19 protein-coding genes and 1 tRNA gene are annotated in these 25,552 nt (G+C 75.1%); 17 read left to right on the top strand and 3 right to left on the bottom strand.

Annotated features, from left to right (window positions below; all coding sequences use genetic code 11):
- Window positions 1-25: 25 nt before the first annotated feature.
- The 8 genes from ACFVZH_RS16705 to ACFVZH_RS16740 all read left to right on the top strand — a co-directional run bounded on the left by ACFVZH_RS16705 (window position 26) and on the right by ACFVZH_RS16740 (window position 12,943).
- Entirely contained in the window at window positions 26-1,036 is a 1,011-nt protein-coding gene (locus tag ACFVZH_RS16705) for an ATP-binding cassette domain-containing protein (RefSeq protein ID WP_384897858.1), read from the top strand.
- Window positions 1,033-1,806, top strand: a complete 774-nt coding sequence (locus ACFVZH_RS16710) for an ABC transporter permease (protein WP_384897860.1) — start codon at window positions 1,033-1,035, stop codon at window positions 1,804-1,806. Before ACFVZH_RS16705 ends, ACFVZH_RS16710 begins: the two co-directional genes overlap by 4 nt.
- A gap of 28 nt (window positions 1,807-1,834) precedes the next feature.
- Complete coding sequence (locus tag ACFVZH_RS16715) at window positions 1,835-2,626, top strand: ABC transporter permease (protein ID WP_384897862.1); 792 nt, start codon at window positions 1,835-1,837, stop codon at window positions 2,624-2,626.
- A gap of 164 nt (window positions 2,627-2,790) precedes the next feature.
- Window positions 2,791-2,988: a hypothetical protein gene (locus tag ACFVZH_RS16720; RefSeq protein ID WP_384897864.1), complete on the top strand. Its 198-nt coding sequence runs from the start codon at window positions 2,791-2,793 to the stop codon at window positions 2,986-2,988.
- Between the two features lie 261 nt (window positions 2,989-3,249).
- Entirely contained in the window at window positions 3,250-6,072 is a 2,823-nt protein-coding gene (topA, locus tag ACFVZH_RS16725) for a type I DNA topoisomerase (protein WP_384897866.1), read from the top strand.
- 133 nt (window positions 6,073-6,205) lie between these two features.
- Window positions 6,206-9,544, top strand: coding sequence for a dTMP kinase (tmk, locus tag ACFVZH_RS16730; protein WP_384897868.1), 3,339 nt, complete (start codon window positions 6,206-6,208; stop codon window positions 9,542-9,544).
- Window positions 9,545-9,635: 91 nt separating this feature from the next.
- Complete coding sequence (locus tag ACFVZH_RS16735; protein WP_384897870.1) at window positions 9,636-10,412, top strand: ABC transporter ATP-binding protein; 777 nt, start codon at window positions 9,636-9,638, stop codon at window positions 10,410-10,412.
- Complete coding sequence (locus ACFVZH_RS16740; RefSeq protein WP_384897872.1) at window positions 10,409-12,943, top strand: ABC transporter permease; 2,535 nt, start codon at window positions 10,409-10,411, stop codon at window positions 12,941-12,943. The genes ACFVZH_RS16735 and ACFVZH_RS16740 overlap by 4 nt, the downstream gene beginning before the upstream one ends.
- Window positions 12,944-13,015: 72 nt before the next feature.
- On the opposite strand, the gene ACFVZH_RS16745 is transcribed toward ACFVZH_RS16740, so the two are convergent.
- Both ACFVZH_RS16745 and ACFVZH_RS16750 read right to left on the bottom strand, forming a co-directional pair.
- Window positions 13,016-13,660 (bottom strand): LuxR C-terminal-related transcriptional regulator, encoded by a 645-nt coding sequence (locus tag ACFVZH_RS16745; RefSeq protein ID WP_384897874.1) that lies wholly within the window; start codon window positions 13,658-13,660, stop codon window positions 13,016-13,018.
- Complete coding sequence (locus ACFVZH_RS16750) at window positions 13,648-14,838, bottom strand: sensor histidine kinase (protein WP_384897876.1); 1,191 nt, start codon at window positions 14,836-14,838, stop codon at window positions 13,648-13,650. Before ACFVZH_RS16750 ends, ACFVZH_RS16745 begins: the two co-directional genes overlap by 13 nt.
- A 163-nt stretch (window positions 14,839-15,001) precedes the next feature.
- On the opposite strand from ACFVZH_RS16750, the gene ACFVZH_RS16755 reads away from it, so the two are divergent.
- The 4 genes from ACFVZH_RS16755 (at window position 15,002) to ACFVZH_RS16770 (ending at window position 18,291) form a co-directional block, all read left to right on the top strand.
- A complete protein-coding gene (locus ACFVZH_RS16755) occupies window positions 15,002-15,175 on the top strand; it encodes a hypothetical protein (RefSeq protein WP_384897878.1) in 174 nt (57 codons plus the stop codon).
- A 103-nt stretch (window positions 15,176-15,278) separates the two neighbouring features.
- Entirely contained in the window at window positions 15,279-16,481 is a 1,203-nt protein-coding gene (locus tag ACFVZH_RS16760; RefSeq protein ID WP_384897880.1) for a DNA polymerase III subunit delta', read from the top strand.
- An 80-nt stretch (window positions 16,482-16,561) separates the two neighbouring features.
- Entirely contained in the window at window positions 16,562-18,121 is a 1,560-nt protein-coding gene (locus tag ACFVZH_RS16765; protein WP_384897882.1) for an alpha/beta hydrolase, read from the top strand.
- Window positions 18,122-18,217: 96 nt separating this feature from the next.
- A tRNA-Thr gene (locus ACFVZH_RS16770) sits at window positions 18,218-18,291 on the top strand.
- Between the two features lie 10 nt (window positions 18,292-18,301).
- On the opposite strand, the gene ACFVZH_RS16775 is transcribed toward ACFVZH_RS16770, so the two are convergent.
- Window positions 18,302-19,462, bottom strand: a complete 1,161-nt coding sequence (locus tag ACFVZH_RS16775) for a LuxR C-terminal-related transcriptional regulator (protein WP_384897884.1) — start codon at window positions 19,460-19,462, stop codon at window positions 18,302-18,304.
- Between the two features lie 235 nt (window positions 19,463-19,697).
- Here ACFVZH_RS16775 and ACFVZH_RS16780 point away from each other — a divergent pair, with 235 nt between their 5' ends.
- The 5 genes from ACFVZH_RS16780 to ACFVZH_RS16800 all read left to right on the top strand — a co-directional run bounded on the left by ACFVZH_RS16780 (window position 19,698) and on the right by ACFVZH_RS16800 (window position 25,467).
- Window positions 19,698-19,913, top strand: coding sequence for a hypothetical protein (locus ACFVZH_RS16780; RefSeq protein WP_384897886.1), 216 nt, complete (start codon window positions 19,698-19,700; stop codon window positions 19,911-19,913).
- The gene (locus ACFVZH_RS16785) at window positions 19,910-20,821 is read left to right on the top strand and encodes a hypothetical protein (RefSeq protein ID WP_384897888.1); all 912 of its coding nucleotides are present in this window, start codon (window positions 19,910-19,912) and stop codon (window positions 20,819-20,821) included. The genes ACFVZH_RS16780 and ACFVZH_RS16785 overlap by 4 nt, the downstream gene beginning before the upstream one ends.
- Window positions 20,822-21,018: 197 nt before the next feature.
- On the top strand, window positions 21,019-21,534 hold the full coding sequence (locus tag ACFVZH_RS16790) for a cupin domain-containing protein (protein ID WP_384897890.1): 516 nt from the start codon (window positions 21,019-21,021) through the stop codon (window positions 21,532-21,534).
- Window positions 21,531-23,138 (top strand): class I tRNA ligase family protein, encoded by a 1,608-nt coding sequence (locus ACFVZH_RS16795; protein WP_384897892.1) that lies wholly within the window; start codon window positions 21,531-21,533, stop codon window positions 23,136-23,138. The genes ACFVZH_RS16790 and ACFVZH_RS16795 overlap by 4 nt, the downstream gene beginning before the upstream one ends.
- Entirely contained in the window at window positions 23,131-25,467 is a 2,337-nt protein-coding gene (locus ACFVZH_RS16800; protein WP_384897894.1) for an FAD-dependent oxidoreductase, read from the top strand. The genes ACFVZH_RS16795 and ACFVZH_RS16800 overlap by 8 nt, the downstream gene beginning before the upstream one ends.
- The last annotated feature ends 85 nt before the right edge of the window (window positions 25,468-25,552 follow it).

The raw sequence follows: 25,552 nt of genomic DNA on the forward strand, positions 1-25,552 counted from the left end.
GCCGACGGCTCCTACCGTCCGCCGCATGCTCGCAATCGAGGCGGACGCGCTGCGCCGCACCTACACCAGCAGGACCGGATGGCCGAAGTCCCGGCGCACCGAGACCGAGGCCGTGCGCGGGGTCACCTTCGAGGTGGCGCCGGGGGAGCTGTTCGGCCTGCTCGGGCCCAACGGCGCCGGCAAGACCACCACCATCAAGATGCTCAACACCCTGCTCCTGCCGACCTCCGGCACGGCCCGGGTGTTCGGCCACGACGTGGCCCGCGACCCCGTCGCCGTACGCCGCAGGATCGGGTACGTCTTCGGCGGCGACCGGGGCCTCTACGACCGGCTCTCCGCGCTCGACAACCTCCGCTACTTCGCCGAGCTGTACGGCGTCCCGGCCCGCGACCAGAAGCGGCGCATCGCCGAACTCCTCGACCTGGTCGGCCTCTCGGGCCGGGAGAGGGAACGGGTCGAGGGGTACTCGCGCGGCATGCGACAGCGCCTCCACATCGCCCGCGGCCTGCTGCACCGCCCCGACGTCCTCTTCCTCGACGAGCCGTCCATCGGCGTCGACCCGGTCGCCGCCCGCGACCTGCGGCGCACCGTCGCCGACCTCGCCGCGGCCGGCACCACCGTGCTGCTCACCACCCACTACATGGCCGAGGCCGACGAGCTCTGCGACCGGATCGCCGTCATCGCGGGCGGCCGCATCCGGGCCCTCGGCACCCCCGACAGCCTCAAGTCCCTCGTGCGGGAACGGGACGTGCTGGAGATCGAGGCGTACGGCGTCGACGAGGAGCGGCTCGACCGGGTGCGGCGGGTGCCCGGGGTGCGGGGCGTGTCGGCCGAGGACCGGGGCGCGCTCCAGACCGTGACCGTACAGACCGGGCGGGGGGCCGCCGACCTGCACGGACCCGTCCTGGCGGCGCTGGAGGGCATCCGGATCGGGCGGGTCACCAGCCGCGAACCGTCCCTGGAGGACGCCTACATCGCGATCGTGGAGGAGACGGCGGGCACGCCCGGGACCGTGGCCGAGGAGGTGTCCGTATGAGGCGCCTGCCGCGGCTGATCCTCGTCGGCGTGCGCACCCATGTCTCGTACATGTCGCGCTCCCCGATCGAGATCACCTTCGCCGTCCTCGTGCCGCTCGTCTACGCGACCCTGGCCGTCTACCTGTTCCGCGCCGCCGGCGACCCGGACCGGCTGCTCACCGCCTCCGTCGGGGCCGGGCTCATGGGCATCTGGGGGTCGGTGCTCTTCGGCTCGGGCGGCGCGGTGCAGAACCAGCGCTGGCTCGGCACCCTGGAGACCCTGGTCGTGGCGCCGACACCGCTCGCGCTCGTCCTGCTCCCGATCACCCTGGCGACCGCCGTCATCGGCACGTACGCGATGGGGGCGACCGTCCTGTGGGGCGTCCTCCTCTTCGACGTGCCGCTCGACTTCGCGCACCCGCTGCTGTTCCTGGTCGCCGTCCCGGTCTGCGTCCTGGCGCTGGGCATGACGGGGCTGCTGCTCGCCGCCACCTTCGTCCTGCTGCGCAACGCCAACGCGCTGGCCAACCCGCTCGACACCCCCGTCTGGCTACTGTCCGGGCTGCTCGTGCCCGTGACGGTGCTGCCCGCCTGGACCCATCCGATCTCGTGGGCGCTGCCCACGACCTGGGGCGCGCGGGCCGTGCACGCCGCGACCTCCGGCGGGGACGTGGTCGCGCCGATGCTCGTGGCCGCGGCGCTCGGCGCCGGATACGCGCTGGCCGCCGTCCTCGTCCTCGGCCGTGTGGAGCGCCGGGCGCGCGCCGCCGCCACCCTCGCCCTCACCTGAGCGACCTCACTCGAAAGGCCAGAGAGACATGTTCCGTTTCCTCGGCACCGCCCGGCTCGTCGTCGTCGGCGGGGCGATCTCCTACCGGGCCCTGTTCAACTGGACCACCCCGCCGATGTTCATCGGAACCCTGCTGGTCGGGCCGCTCCTCCAGGTTTTCTTCTTCGTCTTCCTGGGCAGGGAACTGGGTGTCGCCGACGACCGCTTCCACCTCGTCGGAAACGCCGTCCTCGCGGCTTCCGCCTCCTGCGTGTACGGCGGCACGATGGCCGTCGCCAACGAGCGCCGGTACGGCACCCTCGGGGCCGTCCTGCTCTCCCCCCGGCACCGGGTCCCGCTGTGGCTCGGCCGCGCCCTGCCGTACGTCCTCAACGGCCTGTTCGTCAGTGCCTTCGTGCTCACCGCGGCCTCGCTGCTGCTCGGGCTGCCCGTGCCCGCCGGGGCGCTGCCCGGGCTCGGTCTGGTGCTGCTCGTCGCGGCGGGCGCCTGCTCGGCCTTCGGGCTCGCGCTCGGCGCGCTCGGCCTCCGCTTCCGTGACGTGTTCCTCGTGTCGAACGTGGCGAGTTCGGGTCTGCTCCTCCTGACGGGCGCCGCCGTCCCCCGGGAGACGCTGCCCGGATGGATGCGGACCGTCGGCGAGCTGCTGCCGCTCACGCACGCGGCGGACGCGGCGCGCGGGCTGACCGCGGGCACCGGCCTGGACGGGGCGCTGCTGGGGGCCGAGCTGGCGGTGGGCGCCGGATGGGGCCTGCTCGCCGTCGCCCTGCTCGGACTCTTCGAGCGCGGCAGCCGGCGCCGGGCCACGCTCGACACGATGTGACGGAGGAGAGAGGAGGGGTGAGGAATGGGTCACTACCGGCCATCTTCGTGACACCGCCCGAGGCGCCCCGCTTCGTTCACCCGGAATTCGCGCCCACGACGCCCGGAGGTGCCAGCCTCGGCCCGGGGGACGAACACCGCACGTGGACGGAACGGGGTACGGGCATGGAGAGCGGGCCGGCGATCTTCGCGGGGGCGGCGTTCACGCTGTTCGGAGGCGCGCTGCTGCTGTGGACCACCGTGCGCTCGCTGCACCGTGAGCCCGTGGCCCACGGGGTCGCGCCGCGCACCGCGGTCGCGCTGACCAGCCTCTCCGGCACCGCGTTCCTGGCCCTCGGCCTCTGGTGCTTCGGGCGCCTCTGACCCCTCCCGGATCCGGCTCGCGCTCCCTCCGGTGACGGCACCGGCCCGAGCGTCCGCCCCGCCCGTCCGGGAGTCCGGGCGGCAGGAATGCCAAAACTCGGGTTACCGTTCGAGTGGCCGTTGCGGGCTTTCGCCGTTTGACACGGGGGCGGGTTGTACCGTCACACTCCGCAGCGACGGGAGCGTCACCGTCCGTGCCGCTCCCGTGCGTGCCAGTGCCGTACGTGCCACAGAGCGTCGATCCCGGAGAGAAGAGCGAAGTTGTCCCCGACCAGCGAGACCGCACCCGGCGGCCGCCGACTCGTCATCGTCGAGTCGCCCGCCAAGGCGAAGACGATCAAGGGCTACCTCGGCCCTGGCTACGTCGTCGAGGCGAGCGTCGGGCACATCCGCGACCTTCCCAGCGGTGCCGCCGAGGTGCCGGAGAAGTACACCGGCGAGGTGCGCCGCCTCGGGGTCGATGTCGAGCACGACTTCCAGCCCATCTACGTCGTCAACGCCGACAAGAAGGCGCAGGTCAGGAAGCTCAAGGAGCTCCTGGCCGAGTCCGACGAACTCTTCCTCGCCACCGATGAGGACCGCGAGGGCGAGGCCATCGCGTGGCACCTCCAGGAAGTCCTGAAGCCCAAGGTCCCGGTCCACCGGATGGTCTTCCACGAGATCACCAAGGACGCGATCCGCGAGGCCGTCGCCAACCCGCGCGAGCTGAACCAGCGCATGGTCGACGCCCAGGAGACCCGCCGTATCCTCGACCGGCTGTACGGCTACGAGGTCTCGCCGGTCCTGTGGAAGAAGGTCATGCCGCGGCTGTCCGCCGGCCGCGTGCAGTCCGTCGCCACCCGGCTCGTCGTCGAGCGGGAGCGCGAGCGCATCGCCTTCCGGTCCGCCGAGTACTGGGACCTCACCGGCACCTTCGGCACCGGTCGCTCCGGCGACGCGTCCGACCCGTCCACGCTGGTCGCACGCCTGGCGTCGGTCGACGGCAAGCGCGTCGCGCAGGGCCGTGACTTCGGCGCCGACGGCCGGCTGAAGTCCGAGAGCGTGCTCCACCTGGACGAGGCGAACGCGCGAGCCCTGGCCGCCGCCCTCGCCGACACCGCGTTCGCCGTGCGCTCCGTCGAGTCCAAGCCGTACCGCCGCTCGCCGTACGCGCCGTTCCGGACCACCACCCTCCAGCAGGAGGCGAGCCGCAAGCTGGGCTTCGGTGCGAAGGCGACCATGCAGGTGGCGCAGAAGCTGTACGAGAACGGCTTCATCACCTACATGCGTACGGACTCCACGATCCTCTCGGACACCGCCGTCACGGCGGCCCGGGCGCAGGTCACGCAGCTGTACGGCGCCGACTACCTGCCGGAGAAGCCGCGCGTCTACGCGGGCAAGGTCAAGAACGCGCAGGAGGCGCACGAGGCGATCCGTCCTTCGGGTGATCGTTTCCGCACTCCGGCGGAGACCGGCCTGACCGGCGACCAGTTCCGTCTCTACGAGCTGATCTGGAAGCGGACCGTCGCCTCCCAGATGAAGGACGCCACCGGCAACTCGGTCACCGTGAAGATCGGCGGCCGGGCCGCCGACGGCCGCGACGCCGAGTTCAGCGCCTCCGGCAAGACGATCACCTTCCACGGCTTCATGAAGGCGTACGTCGAAGGCGCCGACGACCCGAACGCGGAGCTCGACGACCGCGAGCGGCGCCTGCCGCAGGTCGCCGAGGGCGACGCGCTCTCCGCCGAGGAGATCACGGTCGACGGGCACGCGACCAAGCCGCCGGCCCGCTACACCGAAGCCTCGCTGGTCAAGGAGCTCGAAGAGCGCGAGATCGGCCGCCCGTCGACGTACGCGTCGATCATCGGCACCATCCTCGACCGCGGCTACGTCTTCAAGAAGGGCACGGCCCTCGTGCCGTCCTTCCTGAGCTTCGCCGTCGTCAACCTCCTGGAGACGCACTTCGGGCGGCTCGTCGACTACGACTTCACCGCCCGGATGGAGGACGACCTCGACCGCATCGCGCGCGGCGAGGCCAAGTCCGTGCCGTGGCTGAAGCGTTTCTACTTCGGCGAGGGCGAAGCCGGTGCGGGCGCCTCGGGCGGTGCGGCGGACGCCGGCAACGGCGACGGCGACCACCTCGGCGGCCTCAAGGAGCTCGTCACCGACCTCGGCGCCATCGACGCCCGCGAGATCTCCTCGTTCCCCGTCGGCAACGGCATCGTGCTGCGCGTCGGCCGCTACGGCCCGTACGTCGAGCGCGGCGAGAAGGACGCCGAGGGCCACCAGCGCGCCGACGTCCCCGAAGACCTCGCGCCCGACGAGCTGACCGTCGAGCACGCCGAGGAACTGCTGGCCAAGCCCAGCGGCGACTTCGAGCTGGGCGCCGACCCGGTCAGCGGCAACCAGATCGTCGCGAAGGACGGCCGCTACGGCCCGTACGTCACCGAGATCCTGCCCGAGGGCACCCCGAAGACCGGCAAGAACGCGGTGAAGCCGCGCACCGCCTCCCTCTTCAAGTCGATGGCCCTCGACACCGTCACCCTGGAGGACGCGCTCCGGCTGATGTCCCTGCCGCGGGTCGTCGGCGCGGACGCCGAGGGCGTCGAGATCACCGCGCAGAACGGCCGCTACGGCCCGTATCTGAAGAAGGGCACGGACTCGCGGTCGCTCACCGACGAGGAGCAGCTCTTCACGATCACCCTCGAAGAGGCGCTCGCGATCTACGCCCAGCCGAAGCAGCGGGGCCGGGCCGCGGCCAAGCCGCCGCTGAAGGAGCTGGGCACCGACCCCGTCAGCGAGAAGCCCGTGGTCGTCAAGGACGGGCGCTTCGGCCCGTACGTGACGGACGGCGAGACCAACGCCACCCTGCGGACCGGCGACAGCGTGGAGGACATCACGCCGGAGCGCGGTTACGAGCTGCTCGCCGAGAAGCGGGCCAAGGCCCCGGCGAAGAAGACCGCCAAGAAGGCCCCGGCCAAGAAGACGGCCACGAAGACGGCGGCGAAGAAGACCACCACCGCCAAGAAGACGGCCGCGAAGAAGACCACGACGGCCAAGAAGACGACGGCCGCCAAGAAGACGGCGGCGGCCAAGCCGGAGTAGCGGCACGGCGCACGCGGGTCGTCCCGCGGCGCGGACGGAGGGGCGGGAGCGGATGCTCCCGCCCCTCCGTCCGTTCGGCCTCGTGTTCGGGAGGAGGCAGCAGTGAGCGAAGCCGTCCGGATAGGGTGGACGGATGACGCGAGCAGAGCAGCCAGACCGCCTCGGCGATTCCGACGCCGCACTCGTCGCGGATTCCCGGGAGCGCGCCGTCAGCGCCCTCTTGCGCCATCAACCGCTGCGCCGGCTGTGGAGCGCGCACGCGCTCGGCAGCACCGGTGACGTCCTCGCCCTCCTGGTCCTGGTCCTCCTCGGCCTGCAGGCGGCCGTCGCCGCGGACGCGCTCGGGGGCGGCTACCGGGGCGCCGCGTTCGCCGTGGCCGCCGTCGTCGGCGTACGGCTGCTGGCCTCCGTCACCTTCGGGGCCGTCCTCCTCGGACCGCTGACCGCGCTCACCGGACCCGGCGGCCCGCTCGACCGGCGCTGGACCATGATCGGCGCCGACAGCGTGCGGATCGCGCTGCTCGTCATCGCGCCCCTGTGGATCGACTGGACCCCCGAGAACGCCCTCTGGTACCTCCTCGGCACCGTCTTCGTCACCGGCGCGGCCGAGCGGCTCTGGACGATCGGCCGCGAGGGTGCCGCGCCCGCGCTGCTGCCCGCCCCGCCGCTGGAGGGCACCGCCGTCCGGCCGCTGCCCGACCACCTCGGTGCGCTGCGCCGGCTGTCCCAGCGCACCGCCTTCCTCGCCGTACCGGCCGCGGCCGCCGTCCTGCTCGTCGCGACCCTCGTCGGCAACCTGCTCGGCGCCGGACTCGACTGGTTCTCGCTGCACCAGGCCGCCCTCGGCTCGTACGTCGCCGCCGGGCTCTTCGCCGCCTCCGTCACCGTCGTGTACGCGATGGCGCTGCCCGGCGGCGAGACGCCCCGGCCCCGCTCGCCCCTGGAGGGCCTGCGCCGGCCGTCGGCCCCGAAGGCCGCCGCGGAGGAGGGGAAGGCCGCGGCCGACCGGGGCCGTACCGGCGCCCTGCCGCTGCTCGTGCTGACCTGCGCCACCGTCGCCGGGGCGATCGCCGCAGCCGCATCCGTCGCCGTCCTCCACGCGTACGACCTGGGTGGCGGTCCCGTCACCTACGCGCTCCTGGTCCTGGCGCTCAGCGGCGCCACCGCCGTCGGCATCCGCACCGCCGGCTCCGTCCTGCCCGTCCTGTCCCGACGCCGGCTGCTCGCCCTCGTGACCGCCGTCACCGGCGTCGCCCTGATCGCGATGGGCCTGGTGCCGGACACGGCGACCGTGCTGTTCCTCGCCGCCCTCGCCGGGTACGCCGCCGGGGTCGCCGCGAACACCGGCCACCACCTCGTCGACCAGGAGACCGAGGAGCCCCGCCGGGCCCGCACCACCGAACACCTCCAGGCCACCGTCCGCGTCGGCATGGGCATCGGCGCGCTCGCCGCCCCGCTGCTGGCCGCCGCGATCGGACCGCACCGGCTCGCCTCCGGCGACTTCGTCTTCGCGCACGGCGGGGCGGCCTTCACGCTCGTCCTCGTCGGCGCGCTCCTGCTGCCGGTCGCCGCGCTCGTCCTCGCGAAGACCGACGACCGCGCCGGGGTCCCGCTCCGCCGCGACCTGCGCGACGCGCTGCGCGGCTCCGACCCGGCCCAGGCGCCCTCCCCGACCGGCTTCTTCATCGCCCTGGAGGGCGGCGACGGAGCCGGCAAGTCGACCCAGGTCGAGGCGCTCGCCGAATGGATCCGCGCCAAGGGCCACGAGGTCGTCGTCACCCGTGAGCCCGGTGCCACCCCGATCGGCAAGCGGCTCCGCTCGATCCTCCTCGACGTGTCGTCGGCGGGGCTCTCCAACCGCGCCGAGGCCCTGCTGTACGCGGCCGACCGCGCCGAGCACGTCGACTCCCTGGTCCGGCCGGCCCTGGAGCGGGGCGCGATCGTCCTCTCCGACCGGTACATCGACTCGTCCGTGGCCTACCAGGGCGCGGGCCGCGACCTGTCCCCGACCGAGATCGCCCGTATCTCGCGGTGGGCGACCAGCGGGCTCGTCCCGCACCTGACCGTCGTGCTCGACGTCTCCCCGGAGACCGCGAGGGAACGGTTCACCGAGGCGCCCGACCGCCTGGAGTCCGAGCCGCCGGAGTTCCACGCGCGCGTACGGGCCGGCTTCCTCGCCCTCGCGGCCGCCGACCCGAGCCGCTACCTCGTCGTCGACGCCGGCCAGGAGCCGGAGGCCGTCACCACCGTCGTCCGCCACCGGCTCGACCGGATGCTGCCGCTCTCCGAGGCCGAGGTGAAGGCCGCGGAGGAGGCCCGCCGGAAGGCCGAGGAGGAGGCACGGCGCCAGGCCGAGGAAGAGGCGGCCCGCAAGGCCGAGGAGGAGCGCCTGGAGCGCGAGCGGCAGGCCCAGCTCGCCAAGCTCCGCGCCGAGGAGGAGGAGCGCAAGCGCCGCGAGGAGGAAGAGGCGCGCCGCCTGGAGGCCGAGCGTCAGGCCGAGGAGGCCCGTCGGCAGGCCGAGGAGGCCCGGATCGCCGCGGAGCTCGCCGCCGAGGAGGAGCGCAAGCGCCTGGCGGCCGAGGAGAAGGCCCGCCAGGAGGAGCAGGAGCGGATCCGCCGGGAGGCCGAGGAGGAGGCCCGGCTGCGGGCCGAGGCCGAGGAACGCCGCCTGGAGAAGCAGCGCAAGGCCGAGGAGGCCCTGCTCCGCGCCGAGGAGGCCCGCCGGATGGCCGAGGCCGCCGCCGCCGCGAAGACGGCCGAGGAGGCCGCGGCGAGGGCCGCCGCCGAGCAGGTCGCCGCCGCTGCCGCCGCCAAGGCCGCCGCCGAGAAGGCCGCGGCCGAACGGGCCGCGGCGGAGCAGGCCGCCGCCCAGCGGGCCGCCGCCACGAAGGCGGCCCAGGCGAAGGCGGCCGCGGAGAAGGCCGCCGCCGCGAAGGAGCGTGCCGCGGCGGAGCAGGCGACCGCGGCGAAGGCCGCCGCGGAGAAGGTTGCCGCCGAGCGGGTGGCCCGTTCCGCCGAGGTGTCGGCGAACGAGGTCACCGTGGCGACGCCGGTCGTGAAGCCGGACGTCCCGGAGGTCTCGCCCGAGGAGATCACCGTGGCCACCCCGATCGTGCGGCCCGAGACCGACGCGACGGCCGTCCTGCCGACGATCCGGGAGGACCGGGCCGCCGACGAGACCGCCGTCCTGCCGCCCGTACGGGACACCGCTCCCGCCCGCGGCGCCCGCGCGTCCGACCCCGCCGACCGGGTGCCGCAGGACATCTTCCGCGACGAGGCCGCCGGGCACGGCGGCCAGAACGAGCCGCACGGGGCGAACGAGCGCACCCGCGAGCTGCCCCAGCTCGACGAGCACGGCCGGCCGCGCCGCCGCTCCGACTGGGCCGAGGAGACCCCGCTCGACGACCTGCCGACCCTCGCGGACGAGCTGTTCGGCCCCCACGAGGACGAGAGCGACGGCCGCCGCCGCTGAGGTGTCCCGGTGGAAGGTGTAGCCAGCTCCACCTTCCACCGGGCAGCCAGCCCCATACCGTTGTGACCTGCGCTTTTCTAGCGTTGTCGGCATGATGACGACAGCAGTGACGGAGAGCGGTCCCGCCCTCGCCCTGGACGGGGTGAGCCGGACGTACGGAGACGGCGCCCCCGCGCTCGACGGCGTGAGCCTGACCGTGCCGCACGGCCGGTTCGTGGCGGTGATGGGCCGGTCGGGCTCCGGCAAGTCCACGCTGCTGCGCTGCGCGGCCGGGCTCGAACGGCCGACGGCCGGGACGGTACGGATCGGGGGCACCGACCTCGCCACGCTGAAGACGGCCGGGCTCACCCGGCTCCGACGGGACCGGATCGGCTTCGTCTTCCAGTCGCTCAACCTCGTCTCCGCCCTGAACGTCCGCGAGAACGTCACCCTGCCGCTGCTCCTCGCCGGGGCCCGCGGCGGCCGCGCGCTCGACGCCCGCGCCCTGGACGGCCTCGCCGCCGTGGGGCTGGCCGACCGGGCCGAGGACACCCCCGAGCACCTCTCCGGCGGCCAGCGCCAGCGGGTGGCGATCGCCCGGGCCCTCGTCAACGAGCCCGAGGTCGTCTTCGCCGACGAGCCGACCGCCGCGCTCGACCCGGTCACGGCCGCCGGGGTCCTGGCCCTGCTGCGCCGCGCCGTCGACGAACGGGGGCGCACGGTCGTCCTCGTCACCCACGACCCGGTGGCCGCCGCCTGGACGGACGAGGCCGTGTTCCTGGAGCGCGGCCGGCTCGTCGGCCGCCTCGACCGCCCGGACGAGGCCGGCGTCCGAGAGGCCCTGGGCGCCCGCGCCGAGGCCCGGCGCCCCCTGGCGGTGACGCGATGAGCCGGCTCGGCGACCCGGCCGTGGCGCTGCTCGCCGCACGGTCGCTGCGGGCGCACCGCACGGCATGGGCGGCCGTGTTCGCGGCCGTCGCCGTCACCTCCGCGCTGCTCGGCACCCTCGCCCTCGCCCTCGGCTCGGCCGGGCTGGGCCACGCGCGCGTGGAGCGGTACGCGGCCGCGCCCGTCGTCGTCGCCGGCGACCAGGAGATCCGCTGGACGGCCACCCCGTGGGGCGGCGAGCCCACCACCCAGACCGCGGCCCTCACCGAGCGGGTGCGCGTCCCGCGCGCGGCCGTCGACGTCATCCGCGAGGTCCCGGGCGTCCGGGCCGCCGTACCGGACGACACGTTCGTCGTCCGGGAGCAGGGAGGCGTCGTTTCCGGGGCGCAGGCGGGCGCCGTCGCCGATGCCTCCGGAGGGGAGCCGGGCGCCGGTGCGCGGACCCGCACCGGGCGGTCCTGGGAGGCCGCCGCGCTCGCCCCGTACCGGCTGGTCGACGGGCGGGAGCCGCGCCGGGCCGGAGAGGTGGTCGCCGGCGTCGGGGCCGCTGCCGGGAGCCGCGTCCGGGTCGGGGACACCGTCGCCGGGCGGACGGTCGTCGGCGTGGCCGAAGGGCCGGCCGCGCTGTACTTCACCGAGGGGGAGGCGCGGAAGCTCGCCGGGCATCCCGGGGCCGTGGACGCCGTCGGAGTCCTCGCCGAGCCCGGCGTGCCCGCGGACACCCTCCACGCGCGCGTGCGGGCGGCGCTGGACACCGCGGGCCTGAAGGACACCGCCGCGGGGCAGTCGCTCCGGGCGTTCACCGGCGACGGCCGGGGCGATGCCGAACACCTCGCCGCGCGGCCCGCGCGCGCCGACCTCCTCCAGCTGCTCGCCGCCGTCTCGGGGACCGTCGTCCTCGTCGCCGTCCTGGTGCTCGCCTCACTGGTCGCCCAGGCGCTCCACCAGCGCGCGGCCGAGCGGGAACTGCTGCTCTCGGCCGGTGCGACGCCCCGTCAGGTGCGGGCCGCGGCGGGCCGGGAGGTGAGCCGGGTCGCGGGTGCGGCGGCGCTGCTCGGCGCGCTCACGGCCGTACCGGCGTTCCTGGGGCTGTGGTCGGCGCTGAAGGGGCGTACCGGAGTCGTCCCCGACGGCCTCGAACTTCCCTCGCCTCCCTGGCTGTTCGCCGGCACGCTCGTGATCGCCGCCGTCGTCGTGGGCCTCGCCCGGCTCGTGGCCCTCGGGGCGACCCGGCGGTCCGGACGCCCGGGGAAGGGTGTCGTCCGGCGGGTCTCCGGGATCGCGCTGCTCGTGGCCGGCACGGCCGCGGCCGGCACCGCCACGACCCAGGGCGGCGAAGCGGCCGGTGCCGCCGCCGGAGCGGCCACGGTGACGCTGGTCGCCGGGTGCGCGCTGCTCGGCCCGTGGATCGCGCGGGCCGCGATGACGGTCCTCGACCGACCGCTGCGCTGGTTCGGCGGCGCGCCCGGACGGCTCACGGCCGCCGGTGCGACCGCGCACTCGCGCCGCCTCGGCGCCGCTCTCGTCCCGGTCGTCCTCGTCACCGCCTTCGCGCTGGTGCAGCTCTCGGCGGGCACGACCATGGAACGCGCCGCGGCGGCGCAGGCCCGGACCGCCACCACCGCCGACCTCGCGTTCTCCGGCACGACGGCGGAGCGGGTACGGCGGCTGCCGGGGGTGAAGTCGGCCACGGACGTGCTGCGTTCGACGGTCGTCGTCGCCCGGACGCAGGCCGGCACGCCGCGCCTCGACCGGCTCCCCGTCCTCGGTGTGGACGCCGCCGGCCTGGCGGGCACGCTCGACCCGGGTGTGCTCTCGGGCGACCTGTCCGGCCTCGCCCGTCCCGGCACGGTCGCGGTCGGCGCGGACATGGCCGACTCCCTGGACGCCGGGCCCGGTTCGACCGTCGAGCTGCGGCTCGGCGACGGGACCCCGAAGCGGCTGCGGGTGGTGGCCGTCTACGAACGCTCCCTCGCCCTCGGCGAGTTCCTGCTGCCGAAGGCCGAACTGGCCCCGCACATGAGCGATCCGTACCCCGTGCGCGTACTGGCCGCGAGAGGCCCGTCCCCCGCCGGTCAGACGCCCGCCGGTCAGACTCTCGACGGTCGGGCCCCCGACGGTCGGGCCCCCGTCCTCCCCGAACAGGTGGCGCTCCCCGGGGCCGAGTTGAACGGGATCGTCTCGGTCGCCGTCGTCGGCGCCATCGGCGGGCTCACCGTCCTCTCCGTCCTCAGCACCCTCTCCCTCATCGGCGCCGGACGGCGCGGCGAGCTGGCTCTGCTGGCCCAGGTGGGCGCCTCGGCCGGTCAGCTGCGCCGGATGCTCGGCCTGGAGGCGGGCTTCCTGACCGCCACCGGGCTGCTCATCGGGGCAGTGGTGGCCGCCCTGCCGCTCACCGCCTTCGCCTGGGCCCTCACCGGCGGACTGCCCGGTCTGGCGCCCGCGCAGGCGGGGCTGATCGCCGGGACGGTGGTGGTCACGGTGGCCGCCGGAGTGTTCCTGCCGGCCTCGGGGCGGCGGCCGAACCGGTGACCCGGGCGCCGTGGACCGGTCGGCCCTGACCCGGGCGGCGGGGGCCCGCCGGCCGGTGATCCGGGGGGCCCGTCAGGCGTCGAGATAGGCGAGGACGGCGAGGACCCGACGGTGGCCGCCGCTGTCGCTCGGCGGCAGGCCGAGCTTCGCGAAGACATTGCCGATGTGCTTGTGCACGGCCCGCTCGGTGACCACCATCGAGCGGGCGATCGTGCCGTTGTCGTGGCCCTGCGCCATCAGTTCCAGGACCTCGCGTTCCCGGGGCGTGAGGGAGTCCAGCGGGTCGTCGCGGCGGCGGGCCAGCAGCTCGGTGACGACCTCCGGATCCAGGGCCGTACCCCCGGAGGCGACGCGCTCCAGGGCGTCCAGGAACTCGTCGACCCGCCCCACCCGGTCCTTCAGGAGATAGCCGACGCCCCGCGCGCCGCCGCCCAGCAGCTCGGCCGCGTACGTCTCCTCCACGTACTGGGACAGGACGAGCACCGGCAGGTCCGGCAGCCGCTCGCGGGCCGCGAGCGCCGCCCGCAGCCCCTCGTCGCGGAAGCCGGGCGGCAGCCGTACGTCGAGGACGGCGACGTCCGGACGGTGCTCCAGGAGCAGCGGCAGGATCTCGGGCCCGGTGGCCGCGACCCCGGCGACCTCGTGGCCGGAGGAGGCCAGCAGCAGCACCAGGCCCTCCCGCAGGAGGGCGTTGTCCTCGGCGATCACCACACGCACGGAAGCTCCACTTCGATCACGGTCGGGCCCCCTTCGGGGCTGGTCAGTCGTACGGTGCCGTCGAGCGCGGCGACCCGGCGGCGCATGCCCGTCAGCCCGGAACCGCCGCTCTCGCCCGCCTCGGCCCCGCCCCGGCCCTCGTCCCGCACGCGCACGCGGAGCGCGGCCCGTTCGCGGGTGAGGGCGACGGAGGCGCGGTCCGCCCCGCTGTGCTTGGCGGCGTTGGTCAGGGCCTCGGCGACGACGAAGTACGCGGCGGCCTCCACGGCGGCGGGCGCGCGCGGGCCGTGGCCGTCCGGGCCGTGCTCCTCCGGGCCCGTCACGGTCACCGCCACGTCCAGCCCGCTGCCGGCGGCGAGGGCCCGGACCGCGCCGGTCAGCCCGCGGTCGGTGAGGATCGGCGGGTGGATGCCGCGCACCACGTGCCGCAGCTCGGCCAGCGCCTCCTCGGCCTGCGTCTGGGCGTCGTCGAGGAGCTTGCGGGCGGTCGCGGGATCGGTTTCGTACGCCCTTCTGGCCAGCCCGATCCTCATGGAGAGCGCCACCAGACGGGCCTGCGCCCCGTCGTGCAGGTCGCGTTCGATCCGGCGCAGCTCGGCGCCGTGCGCGGCGACCGCGCCCGCCCGGGTGGCGGTCAGCTGCTCGATACGGGCGGCCAGCGCGGCGTCCCGGGCGGCCGAGGGGGCGGGGGTGAGCAGCGCGCGCGACCAGTCGCACCCCAGGTCGGCGAGGCGCCCCAGGAGCGGGAGGGCCACCGGCCGCTGCCCCGCGAGCCCCGTCCACACCCCGTCGACCGCCACCGCGCACACCGCCGGCACCAGCGAGGCGCACCACAGCGCCATGCCGTACACCGCGTACGCGGCGGCCCAGACGAGGTCCCGGTGCGTGCCCGGGTCGGTGACGGCCGTCCGCACGCGCGCGGGGAGCGGCCCGTCGAGCGGCAGGTACGCCTCGGGGACGGGCGTCCCGGTCCACGCGCCCACCCGCCGCCGTTCCCACCCGGCGATCCGGCGCAGCACCAGCACGCTCTCGGGCAGCACCCCGGCGCCGATCACCGTGAGGGTGAGGAAGGCGGTGAAGACGGCGAGCCCCGCGAGCAGCATGCAGACGACCGCGATCCCGGCCCCGGTGAGGAGCCGGAACCACGCCCGGGTCGCTTCCTTGATCGCTTCACGCATGCGGCCAGGTTAGGCGGGAGGCCCGACCGGCACGGTGGAGCAGGCTCCACCATCGGTCCGGGGGCGGGCACCGCTGTGCGCGGGCGGCCCGGCGACGAAGATCGAATCCGTACCGCTCCCGCCCCCCTTCGCTTCTTTTTCCCGCTACCCCCGGAGGTTCCCCATGAGGTTCCTGCTCTGGCTTCTGCTCGCGGCGGCCGTCCTCGGCAATGCCTACGTCAACACCTTCGCCGACTTCACCGGCGCCGCCCACGTCGTCGCCAGCGCCTGCTCCGGTGTGGCCGTCCTCGGCTCCGCGGTCGGCCTGTGGCTGACCCGCGCCCGCGACGCGGTCTGACAACCCCGCGGCCCGCCCCGCGGCCGCCCGGGTGCCGGGCGGGGTTGGCGGGGTTGTCAGAGGACTGCCCCACAATGGAAGGCGTACCTGAGGAGGGGCAGACATGGCCGTATGGGACGACCTGGTCGGACAGACACGGGTCGAGGAGCAGCTCGCCGCCGCCGCGCGCGACGCCGACGCGCTCGTGACCGCCCATGCCGCCGGAGAGCCCGACCCCGCGGCCTCGAAGATGACCCACGCCTGGCTCTTCACCGGCCCGCCGGGGTCCGGGCGGGAGACCGCCGCGCGGGCGTTCGCCGCCGCGCTCCAGTGCGTGAGCCCCGACCGGGCGATGGGCGGCGTGCCGGGCTGCGGGTTCTGCACGGGCTGCCACACGGCACTGGTCGGCACCCACGCCGACGTCAACACGATCTCCGCCGTCGGCACCGAGATCCTCGTCCGCGACATGCGCGACACCGTCCGCAAGTCGTACACGTCCCCCGCGAACGGCCGCTGGCAGATCATCCTGGTCACCGACGCCGAGCGGCTGAACGAGAAGTCGGCCAACGCCGTCCTGAAGGCCGTCGAGGAACCGGCCCCGCGCACGGTCTGGCTGCTCTGCGCGCCCTCTCTGGAGGACGTGCTCCCCACGATCCGCTCCCGCTGCCGCCACCTGAACCTCAGCACGCCGTCGGTGGAGGCGGTCGCCGACGTCCTCGTCCGGCGCGACGGCGTCGAGCCGGAGGTGGCCCACGCCGCCGCCCGCGCCACCCAGGGTCACATCGACCGGGCCCGGCGGCTCGCCACCGACGCGTCGGCCCGCGCGCGCCGGGCCGCCGTCCTCAGGCTGCCGCTCCGGACCGACGACATCGGCGGCTGCCTCAAGGCGGCCCAGGAGCTGATCGACACCGCCGCGGAGGACGCCAAGCAGGTCGCCGAGGAGGTCGACACCCGGGAGACCGAGGAGCTGAAGGCGGCCCTCGGCGCCGTCCAGGGCGGCCGCATGCCCCGGGGCACCGCCGGCGTCATGAAGGACCTGGAGGAGCAGCAGAAGCGCCGCCGCAGGCGCACCCAGATCGACAGCCTGGACCTCGCCCTCACCGACCTGACCGGCTTCTACCGCGACGTCCTGGCCCTCCAGCTCCGCTCCCGCTCGGCCCTGGCCAACATCGACGTCCAGGACGCGATCGAGCGCATCGCCCGCGACACCACCCCCGAGCGGACCCTGCGCCGCATCGAGGCGATCCTCGCCTGCCGCGAGGCCCTCGACCGGAACGTCGCCCCGCTGCTCGCGGTCGAGGCGATGACGATGGCACTGCGCGGCTAGGGCCTGTCAGGGTGTTCGGCCCGTCCCGCCCGGCTCGGGCGATTGGACACGCTCCGTACTCGTCCCGATACGCTCCGGGGATGGACTCCAGGCGTTTGCTCCGCACGTCCGCCACGGCCCTCGCGGCCGCCGGACTGATCCTCTCCGGCTGCACGGGCGGAGGCGACGCCGCCGCGTCCCGCACCACCCCGTCCGCGCGCCCGGCGGTGGGTTCCGCCGCCTCGCCCGGAGCCGCGGCGCTGAAGAAGTACTACGCGCAGAAGCTCGCCTGGCGCGACTGCGGAGTCCCGGGTTTCCAGTGCGCGACCCTGCTGGCCCCGCTCGACTACGCGAAGCCGGAGGCCGGCGACGTCAAACTGGCCGTCTCGCGGATCCGGGCCACCGGCCCCGGCAAGCGGCTCGGATCACTCCTGGTCAACCCCGGCGGGCCGGGCGGCTCCGCCGTCGGCTACCTCCAGGGGTACGCGGGCATCGGCTACCCCGCGCCCGTCCGCGCCCGGTACGACATGGTGGCCGTCGACCCGCGCGGGGTCGCCCGCAGCGAGCCGGTCGAGTGCCTGACGGGCCCGCAGATGGACGCGTACACCCAGGTCGACCAGACTCCCGACGACACGGCGGAGATCAACGCGCTCAGCGCCTCCTTCAAGGAGTTCGCGGCGGGCTGCGCGAAGAAGTCCGGCACGGCCCTTCCCCATGTCTCCACCGTCGAGACGGCCCGCGACATGGACGTCCTGCGGGCGGTGCTCGGCGACCGGAAGCTCACCTACGTGGGCGCGTCGTACGGCACCTTCCTGGGCGCCACCTACGCCGAACTCTTCCCCGACCGGGTCGGCCGCCTCGTCCTCGACGGCGCGATGGACCCCTCCCTCCCCGCCGTCGACCTCAACCGCGATCAGACCGCGGGCTTCGAGACCGCCTTCCGGGCCTTCGCCGCCGACTGCGTCCGCATGCCGGACTGCCCCCTCGGCACCGAGTCGGTCCCGGCGGCCGGCGCGGCGCTGAAGCGCTTCTTCCGCGACGTCGACGCCAAGCCCGTGCCCACCGACGAAGGCCGCGAGCTCGGCGAGTCCCTCGCCACCACCGGCGTGATCGCCGCGATGTACGACGAGAGTGCCTGGCCCCAGCTGCGCGAAGCCCTCACCCGCGCCATCGGCGGCGAGGGCTCGGGCCTCCTGGCCCTGGCCGACGGCTACTACGAGCGCGAGGCCGACGGCACCTACGCCAACCTGATGTTCGCCAACGCCGCCGTGAACTGCCTCGACCTGCCGCCCGCCTACACCGGCCCCGCCGGCGCCCGTCAGGCCGTCCCGTCCTTCGAGAAGGCGTCCCCGGTCTTCGGCGAGAGCCTCGCCTGGGCCGCCCTCAACTGCACCTACTGGCCCACCCCGCCCACCGGCACCCCCCACCGCATCGCCGCCGACGGCGCCGCCCCCATCCTCGTCGTCGGCACCACCCGCGACCCCGCCACCCCGTACCAGTGGGCCGTCTCCCTCGCCGACCAGCTCTCCTCCGGCACCCTCCTCACCTACGAGGGCGACGGCCACACCGCCTACGGCCGCGGCAGCGACTGCATCGACACCGCGATCAACGCCTACCTCCTGGAAGGCACCCCTCCGAACGACGGAAAGCGCTGCTCATAGCCCCCGCCCCGGCCCGAACCGCCCCTGGTCGGAGCACCCCCGGAAACTGTGTAGACTTGGCCGCGCTGCTGCACCCACGATGGGTCTGCACAGCACGCCGCCTTAGCTCAGCTGGCCAGAGCAACGCACTCGTAATGCGTAGGTCTCGGGTTCGAATCCCGAAGGCGGCTCGGATTAGCCTCAGGACTCACTCGCCGTGACCTGGGGCTTTTTCATGCCCGGATGGGGGGCGGGGGCGGGGTGTTCGCGGTCCTGCTGGGCGAGGAGGTAGCCGGCCTGGAAGCGGCTTTCGGCGCCGAGGGCGGACATGACGTCGGCGACGTGGCGGCGGCAGCTGCGGACGGAGAGGCCGAGGCGGCGGGCGATGGCGGCGTCGGTGAGGCCCTCGGTGAGGAGGCGGATGATGGTCTGCTTGAGCTCGTCGGAGATGTCCATGATGGTCTGCCGGTCCCACTCGGTCTCGAACGGCAGGGCTTCGAGCCAGAGGCGTTCGTAGGCGCCGACCATGAAGGCGACGACGTGCGGTTCGCGGATGAGGACGGCCGCCTGGGGGTCGTCGGGCACCGGGACGACGGCGGTGGAGCGGTCGAAGACGAGCATGCGCATGAACTCGTCGTCCAGGGTGCGGACCTGGGCGCCGAGCCGGCCGACGCGCTCGACGTAGGCGCAGGTGCCCGCGGAGAAGCGCGCGGTGTGCTGGTAGAGCATGCGCATGCGGACGCCGCGGCGCAGGAGTTCCTCGTCGCGGGCCACGGCCTCTTCGAGGACCTCGGCGCGCCGGCCTCCGCCGGGCTGGGCGGTGAGGACCTCGCGTTCGCAGGTGCGGCCGAGTTCGGTGATGGCCTCCCGTACCGAACGGAGGTCGGTGAGCACCTCGACGTACTCCGCCTGCCGCAGGTGGGTCAGCCGCCGCAGGTGTGATTCGTAGAGCGGCATGAAGGCCATGAGCTGCTCCCGGCTGTGCTCCATGTGCCGGCGGCGGGCGCGCATCTCGCGTTCGAGGGGGCCGAGGGTGCGCTGGACCGCCTCGTCGGGTGCGACGGGCAGCACGGTCCGTTCCGGGGTGCGGCGCAGCAGGCCCATGTCGAGGAGGGCGGAGACGGCCGATTCCACCCGGGCGAGAGGAAGGCGCAGTTCCTCCGCGAGCTCCGTGGGGTGGGCTGCGGGCCGTGCCGGATCGCGGTCGAGGACGCAGCCGTAGACGCGGGTCAGCGGGTCCTCCGCGGCGGTCGGTCCGGCGGCCGGTCCGGCGGCGGGCGGTGCGGTGAGGGCGGTCCCCGGTGGGGCCTCCCGGGCTCCTCGGTTGGTCCTGACGGCCTGCCGATTGTCGGTTATCGACACCTTGTCCCCCGTTTGTCATGGCGTCCTCTTGCTGCCATGCAGCCTCATGAGCCATGCGGTCGAGCCCCTGGGCATGCACTCGCGGGATACGTTCATCCCACCGCCCGCAAGGTCAAAGCTCACCAAAGCTCGCACAGCCCGTGAAGCTCGCAAGCCGTTACAGACCAACACGACCTCCTCGTGCCCTCCTCGCGGCGTCCTCGCGACGTCCCCTCCCGGAAAGAGACATCCCGACATGAAGCGGCGGATCCGCAGCAGCCTCCTCGCCACCACGCTGATCACCGGCCTCGCGGGCCTGACCACCGTCACCGTGGCCCAGGTCGCTGGCGGTACCGGCGCCCACGACACCGGGTGGGGCGCGGGCGTGCTGAGCGGTACGTACGGCATCGACGGCACCGGACGGGGCGCGCCGGTCGCCGGTCCGGGCACGAACGACACCGGCTGGGGATGAGCATGACCCTGCTCGACTGCACCCTGCGCACCGGCGGACAGCTCACCGGCGGCTCCGTACCCCCCGCGCTGGCCGCCGACTACCTCGCGGTCTGCGCGCGGATCGGCGTCGACATCGTCGAGCTGGGCACCGTCCACGACCCCGCCGGCCCCGGAGCGCCGTTCGGCGAACTGCTGCCGGTCGCGCTGCCCGACGACCACGACGAGCGGTACGGTCCGCGCTTCTCCGTCCTGCTCGACACCGCCCTCCTGCCCGTCACGGACACCGCCGCGGCGGCCGCCGCGGGCCGGATCGCCGAGGCGCTGGCCGCCGGCTCCGTGCCCGTCGGTCTGGTGCGGCTCGCCGTCCGGTACGACCGGGTGGCCCGCGTCGCCGCCCCGCTGCACCGCCTGCGGGAGGCCGGGCTCGGCGTCTGTCTGTTCCTCACCGACATCGACCTCGCCTCCTACCGCGAACTCGACCGCTGTCTCGGCGAGGCCGCGGCGCTCGGCCCCCTCGACGCCGTGTTCCTCGTCGACTCGCTCGGCTCGTTCCGCCCGGAGCGGGTCATCGAACTCGTCCAGTCCGCCCGCGCCGCCGTCACCGCCCCCGTCGGCATCCACGCCCACGACAACCAGGGGTTCGCCCTGCACAACACGGCCGTCGCCGGAAGCGCGGGCGCCACCTGGCAGGACAGCGCCGTGCACGGGATCGGTCCGGGCGCCGGGCTGACCCGGACCGAACAACTGCTCGCCCTCCTCGGCGCCGCACCCGCCGACCTCACCCCTCTGCTCGCCCTCATCGCCACCCATGTCGCTCCGCTGAAGCAGCGGTACGGGTGGGGGGCCGGGCCCCGCCAGGTCATGGCGGGTCTCGCCCGCATCCCGGTCTCCGCGGTGCGGGGCCTGGACCCGCACACCGGCCCCTGAGCCGACCGGCTCCCCAGGCCAGAAGCCCCCAGCCCGAAGCCCCGGCCGTAGCCCCAGCCGAAGCCCGTGGCCCGAAGCCCGAAGCCCCCGGCTCGAGTCCCAAGCCCCTCCCGGTCGCGTCGCCATGCCGCCGTGCCGCGATTCGCCCTGCCCGCCGCCCGCCGCCCGCCGCCCGTCGCCCGTCCGAGGAGACCCGTATGCCCTTCACCGCGCCCATCCCGCCGCCGGGAGAACAGCCCCTCGCACCGACCCCGTACCGCGATCTCCCCCGAACCCCCGGAGCCGCCGCCATGGCCAACCGCTTCCGCATCGACCGCAGTTCCGCCACGGAGGAGTTCGGGCTGGCGTGCCAGCGCCTTATCCCGTGGCCGGGCGGCGAGGAGACGCCCGTGGGGGCGATGGCCTGTTTCCTGCGGCCCGGCGGGGATTCCGACCCCGACTGCCACAACCAGGACGAGGTCATGATCATCCTGGCCGGCTCCGGTGCCGTGGCCCTCGACGGCGTGCTGGAGCCGCCGTTCCGCGCCGGCGACATCGTCGTCCTGCCGCGCAACCAGGAGCACGTCGTCCACAACACCGGCGACGCCGAGCTGAGCTGGGTCTCCCTCTACTGGCCGCTGCGCGAGCCCGGCCTGCCCACCGGCGGCACCGACGGCACCGACCGTGACGACAGCACCGACGACACCGACGAGAACAAGGAGGTTGCCGCATGAGCGACAACGTGACGACCCAGTGGATCACCGCCACCCCGCCCACCCCCAACGGCGACCTGCACATCGGCCACCTCGCCGGCCCCTACCTCGCCGGTGACGTCCTGCGCCGCTTCCTCGCCGCCGAGGGCACCGGACCGGTCCGCTACACGACCGGCCTCGACGACCACCAGAGCTACGTCCCCGTCCGCGGCATCAACGACGGCGGCCGCAAGGGCGAGGAGGTCGCCGACGGCTACGGCGCCTCCATCGAGTCCGTGTGGAGCCGCGCCGGCGCCGAGTTCGACGCGATCGTCCGCCCGCGCCGCGACGTCGGATACCTGACGGCCGTCCAGGAGTTCTTCCAGCGCCTGTACGACGCCGGGCACATCGTCGCCCGCACGACACCGCTGCCGTACTGCACCGGCTGCGAGCGCTGGCTGTACGAGGCGTACCTCAAGGGCGACTGCCCGCACTGCGGCTCCGGCTCCAACGGCAACGCCTGCGAGCCCTGCGGCCGCCCGAACGACTGCGCCGACCTGGCGAACCCCGTCTGCACCGGCTGCGGCGCCACGCCCGAACTCCGGGACTGCGAACGGCTCTACTTCCCCCTCGCCCCCTGGGAGCAGCAGCTCGCCGACTTCTGGGAGCAGGTCGACATGCCGCCGCACCTGCGGTCCCTGTGCGAGTGGATGCGGGCCGAGGGGCTCCCCGAGATCGCCGTCAGCCACCCCTCCGAGTGGGGCGTGCCGGTCCCGGTCGCCGGCTTCACCGACCAGCGGATCTACGTCTGGTTCGAGATGGCCCCCGGCTACCTCCTGGAGTGGACCGGCGCCGGCGGCACCGGGCCCGCGCCCGCGCCCGTCCAGTTCTTCGGCTTCGACAACGGCTACTTCCACGCTCTCCTGTTCCCCGCCGCCTTCCGGGCGTACGACCCCGAGATCGCGCTGCCGCGGGCCTTCGTCGTCAACGAGTTCTACCGGCTGGAAGGGCTCAAGTTCTCCACCAGCCGGCGCCACGCCATCTGGGCGCACGAGGAGCTCGCCCGCACGAGCGCGGACGTGCTCCGCTACCACGTGCTGGCCGATCGGCCCAACGGCCGCCAGACCAGCTTCAGTTCGGCCGCCCTCGAAGTGAGCCGCGCCCGCCTCGCCGACCGCTGGGACGGCTGGCTCGGCCGCCTCCTCGCCGCCGTCGCCGAGGACACCGACGGCCTCGCCCCCGCCGAGGCGCCGCAGGGCCGGGAGTGGGAGCGGCTGCGCGACCGGCTCGCCGGGACCGTCGGCCAGCTGAGGGACGCGTACGGCGTCGAGGGGTACGACGCGCGGCGCGCGATCGCGCTGCTCGACGAGATCGTCGGCCTCGCCGAGGACTTCGGGTACGTGACCGGATTCGAGCGGGAGCGTCCGTCCGGCGGTCCCGCCCACCGCGCCGCCCTCGCCGCGCAGCTCGCCGTCGCGGCGGCCCTGTCCGCCTGGGCCGCGCCCGCCCTGCCGTACGGCTCCGCCCGTCTCGCCGCCCTCCTCGGTCTCGCGCCCGGGCCCCGGCGGGTGGACGCGGACGCCCTCGCGCCCCTGGTCCCGGGCACGCGGGTGGCGGCCTGGCCCGGGGCGGTCTTCAGTGCCTGAGTTCCTGTGGGACATCGGGCCGGGGGCGGAGGTTCCGGGCCCGATCGAGACCGAGGCCGTGGCCGGGGACGCCTCGGCGGTCGTCACTCCGGGCGGTGTCGTGTCGGCGCTCGGCACCTGGGCCGGCGCCGTGACCGGCCTGCGGTCCGCGGCGGCCGAGGCCGCGGCGGACGCGCTGCCCCACGGGGCCGTCGTCGGGCCGTTCTCCGGCGAGCGGGCCGCCTGGGGCGAGCATCTGGAGCGGGCGGCCGCCCACTACGGGTCCGCCGTCACCTGGGAGCTGTACGACGACCGGGGCGAGACGGAGACCGCCCTGCAGATCGCCGAGGCCGTCGTCGCCGAAGGCCGGCACACGCTGGTCGTCGGACACTTCAACAGCGCCGGCGCGCGGGTGGCCCTGCCCGTCTATCGGGCGGCCGGGCTCCCCGTCCTGCTGCCTCTGGCCACCACGCCCGACCTGCTCGCGGACAGCACCGGCACCATCCTGCGCTGGTGCCCGGACGACCGTGCGCAGGCCGTCGACCTGCTGGCGGCCGTACGGGACGCGGGGCACACCCGGATCGCCGTCGCCCACGACGGCTCCGTCTACGGGGAGCGCCTCGCCGGGCTCGTACGCGAACCCCGGTTCCCGGCGGCGGGAAGCCCCGTGCTGCCGTCGGGCGCGGTGGTCTCGGACGGCAGCGGGCCCGCGACGGGGGCGGGCGCGGTGCCGGCGGCACTGATGGGGGCGGCCTCGGCCGCCGTCTCCGGAGGCCCGGAAGGCCGGCCGGCCGGTGCCGCCGCCGATGCCGTTCCCGAGGGCGTCGAGGGGCTCGACGCCGAGGTCGCCGCCCGGATCACCGCGCTCGTCGTGTGCGGCACCCACGCCGGGGCGGCGCGGGTGGGGAGGCAGTGGCGGGCCGCCGGGTTCGCCGGGGCGTTCTACTTCACCGACGACTGCGCGGTGGACGAGTTCGCCGCTCTGCTCGCCGAGCCGCCCGGCAGGCGTGCCGCCCATGTGGCGCGGATGCGCGGAGGCCCGGAGACCCATGTGGACGCCGCGTTCGCCGCCGCCACCGCGGCCCTCGCCGAGGAGCCGGGGCGGACCGGCCGGACCCTGGTCGCCGCCGTACGGGCCCACGCCGACCGGGGGTTCACCGCGCGCGGGGAGCCGGAGCCCGGGAGCGTCGGATGGGACCTCGTGCCCGTACCGGCGGCGCCGGACGTCCGGGCGCCGGGACACGGCCGCGGCCGTGCCTACGACGTCATCATCGTGGGCGCCGGGGTCGTCGGCGCCGCCACCGCGTCGGTGCTCGCCCGGCACGGGGCCCGGGTCGCGCTGGTCGCGCCCATGGACGGCAGCCAGGACCACGCCACCGCGATGTCGGGCGGGCTCGTGCGGTCCTACGAGCCCGATCCGTATCTGCGGGGGCTCGCCCTGCGCAGCCACCAGCTCGCCTGGGGGCCGGCCGCGCCGGCGTCGGGGCCGTACGGCTTCATGACCACCGGGTCGCTCGTCCTGTGCGGCGACGCGGACCTGGAGCAGGCCCGCAAGGGCGTCGCGGAGATCAACGGCGCGGGCGTGCCCGCCGAACTCCTCGCGCCCGACGAGATCGCGGCCCGCTTCCCCGGCCTCGCCGTCGACGGGGTCACCGCCGCCGTCTGGGAGCCCGAGGCCGGTTACGCCGATCCGCCCCGCACCGCCCGCGCCTACCGCGACCGGGCTCTCGCCCACGGGGCCCGGCTGCTGCCCGCGCGGGTCCGGGAACTGGTCGCCCCGCCCGGGGCGGACCGGGTCCGGGTGCTGCTCGAACCCGGGGGTCCCGTCGAGGCCCGCGCGATCGTCCTGGCCGCCGGCGGCGGCACCGGGGACATCGCGGGGCACCGGCTCAGCGGTGCGGACGCCGGGCGCACCAAGAGCATCCGGTACGGCTTCTTCCACCACCCCGCCACGGCCGGCCTGCCGACCGTCGTCGACCTCGTGACCGGCGTGTGGGGCAGGCCCCAGCTCAGCGGGGAGGCGGCCGGCGGGTACATGGCCGGGCGGCCCGTCGACGAGTGGGACGTACCCCCCGGTGGCGACGAGACGCTCACCGACGAGCAGGTGGCGTACATCCGCCAGGGGGCCGCCGTGCGCTGGCCCTGGCTCGCCGATCCCGCCACCCGCTTCCTCGCCGGCCGGCAGGGCGTCGACCTCTACACCCCGCACTCCCGGCCCCACCTCGGCCGGGAACACGCCGGCAGCCGTGTCGTCCTCGCGACCGGCTGGTCCGGCGCCGGCTTCAAGACCGCCCCCGCCGCGGCGGAACTCGCCGCCGCCGAAGCCATGGAGGTGCTGACGGGTGTGTGAGTCCCCGCCCCCGTGCCCGCCCGCAGCGGCGGTGCCGGGAGGCGGGGTGGCGGTGCGGCCCCAGGGGGCCGCGGAAGGTCCGGTG

The sequence above is a fragment of the Streptomyces sp. NPDC059534 genome (assembly GCF_042743475.1).
GTDB lineage: Bacteria > Actinomycetota > Actinomycetes > Streptomycetales > Streptomycetaceae > Streptomyces.

Excerpts from the sequence above, each read along its gene's own strand:
- ACFVZH_RS16760 (WP_384897880.1), top strand. The coding sequence starts at position 15,279 with ATGGCCGTATGGGACGACCTGGTCGGACAGACACGGGTCGAGGAGCAG.
- ACFVZH_RS16790 (WP_384897890.1), top strand. The coding sequence starts at position 21,019 with ATGCCCTTCACCGCGCCCATCCCGCCGCCGGGAGAACAGCCCCTCGCA.
- tmk (WP_384897868.1), top strand. The coding sequence starts at position 6,206 with ATGACGCGAGCAGAGCAGCCAGACCGCCTCGGCGATTCCGACGCCGCA.
- ACFVZH_RS16755 (WP_384897878.1), top strand. The coding sequence starts at position 15,002 with ATGAGGTTCCTGCTCTGGCTTCTGCTCGCGGCGGCCGTCCTCGGCAAT.
- ACFVZH_RS16740 (WP_384897872.1), top strand. The coding sequence starts at position 10,409 with ATGAGCCGGCTCGGCGACCCGGCCGTGGCGCTGCTCGCCGCACGGTCG.
- ACFVZH_RS16720 (WP_384897864.1), top strand. The coding sequence starts at position 2,791 with ATGGAGAGCGGGCCGGCGATCTTCGCGGGGGCGGCGTTCACGCTGTTC.
- ACFVZH_RS16710 (WP_384897860.1), top strand. The coding sequence starts at position 1,033 with ATGAGGCGCCTGCCGCGGCTGATCCTCGTCGGCGTGCGCACCCATGTC.
- ACFVZH_RS16765 (WP_384897882.1), top strand. The coding sequence starts at position 16,562 with ATGGACTCCAGGCGTTTGCTCCGCACGTCCGCCACGGCCCTCGCGGCC.
- ACFVZH_RS16715 (WP_384897862.1), top strand. The coding sequence starts at position 1,835 with ATGTTCCGTTTCCTCGGCACCGCCCGGCTCGTCGTCGTCGGCGGGGCG.
- ACFVZH_RS16705 (WP_384897858.1), top strand. The coding sequence starts at position 26 with ATGCTCGCAATCGAGGCGGACGCGCTGCGCCGCACCTACACCAGCAGG.
- ACFVZH_RS16795 (WP_384897892.1), top strand. The coding sequence starts at position 21,531 with ATGAGCGACAACGTGACGACCCAGTGGATCACCGCCACCCCGCCCACC.
- ACFVZH_RS16735 (WP_384897870.1), top strand. The coding sequence starts at position 9,636 with ATGATGACGACAGCAGTGACGGAGAGCGGTCCCGCCCTCGCCCTGGAC.
- ACFVZH_RS16785 (WP_384897888.1), top strand. The coding sequence starts at position 19,910 with ATGAGCATGACCCTGCTCGACTGCACCCTGCGCACCGGCGGACAGCTC.
- ACFVZH_RS16750 (WP_384897876.1), bottom strand. The coding sequence starts at position 14,838 with ATGCGTGAAGCGATCAAGGAAGCGACCCGGGCGTGGTTCCGGCTCCTC.
- ACFVZH_RS16780 (WP_384897886.1), top strand. The coding sequence starts at position 19,698 with ATGAAGCGGCGGATCCGCAGCAGCCTCCTCGCCACCACGCTGATCACC.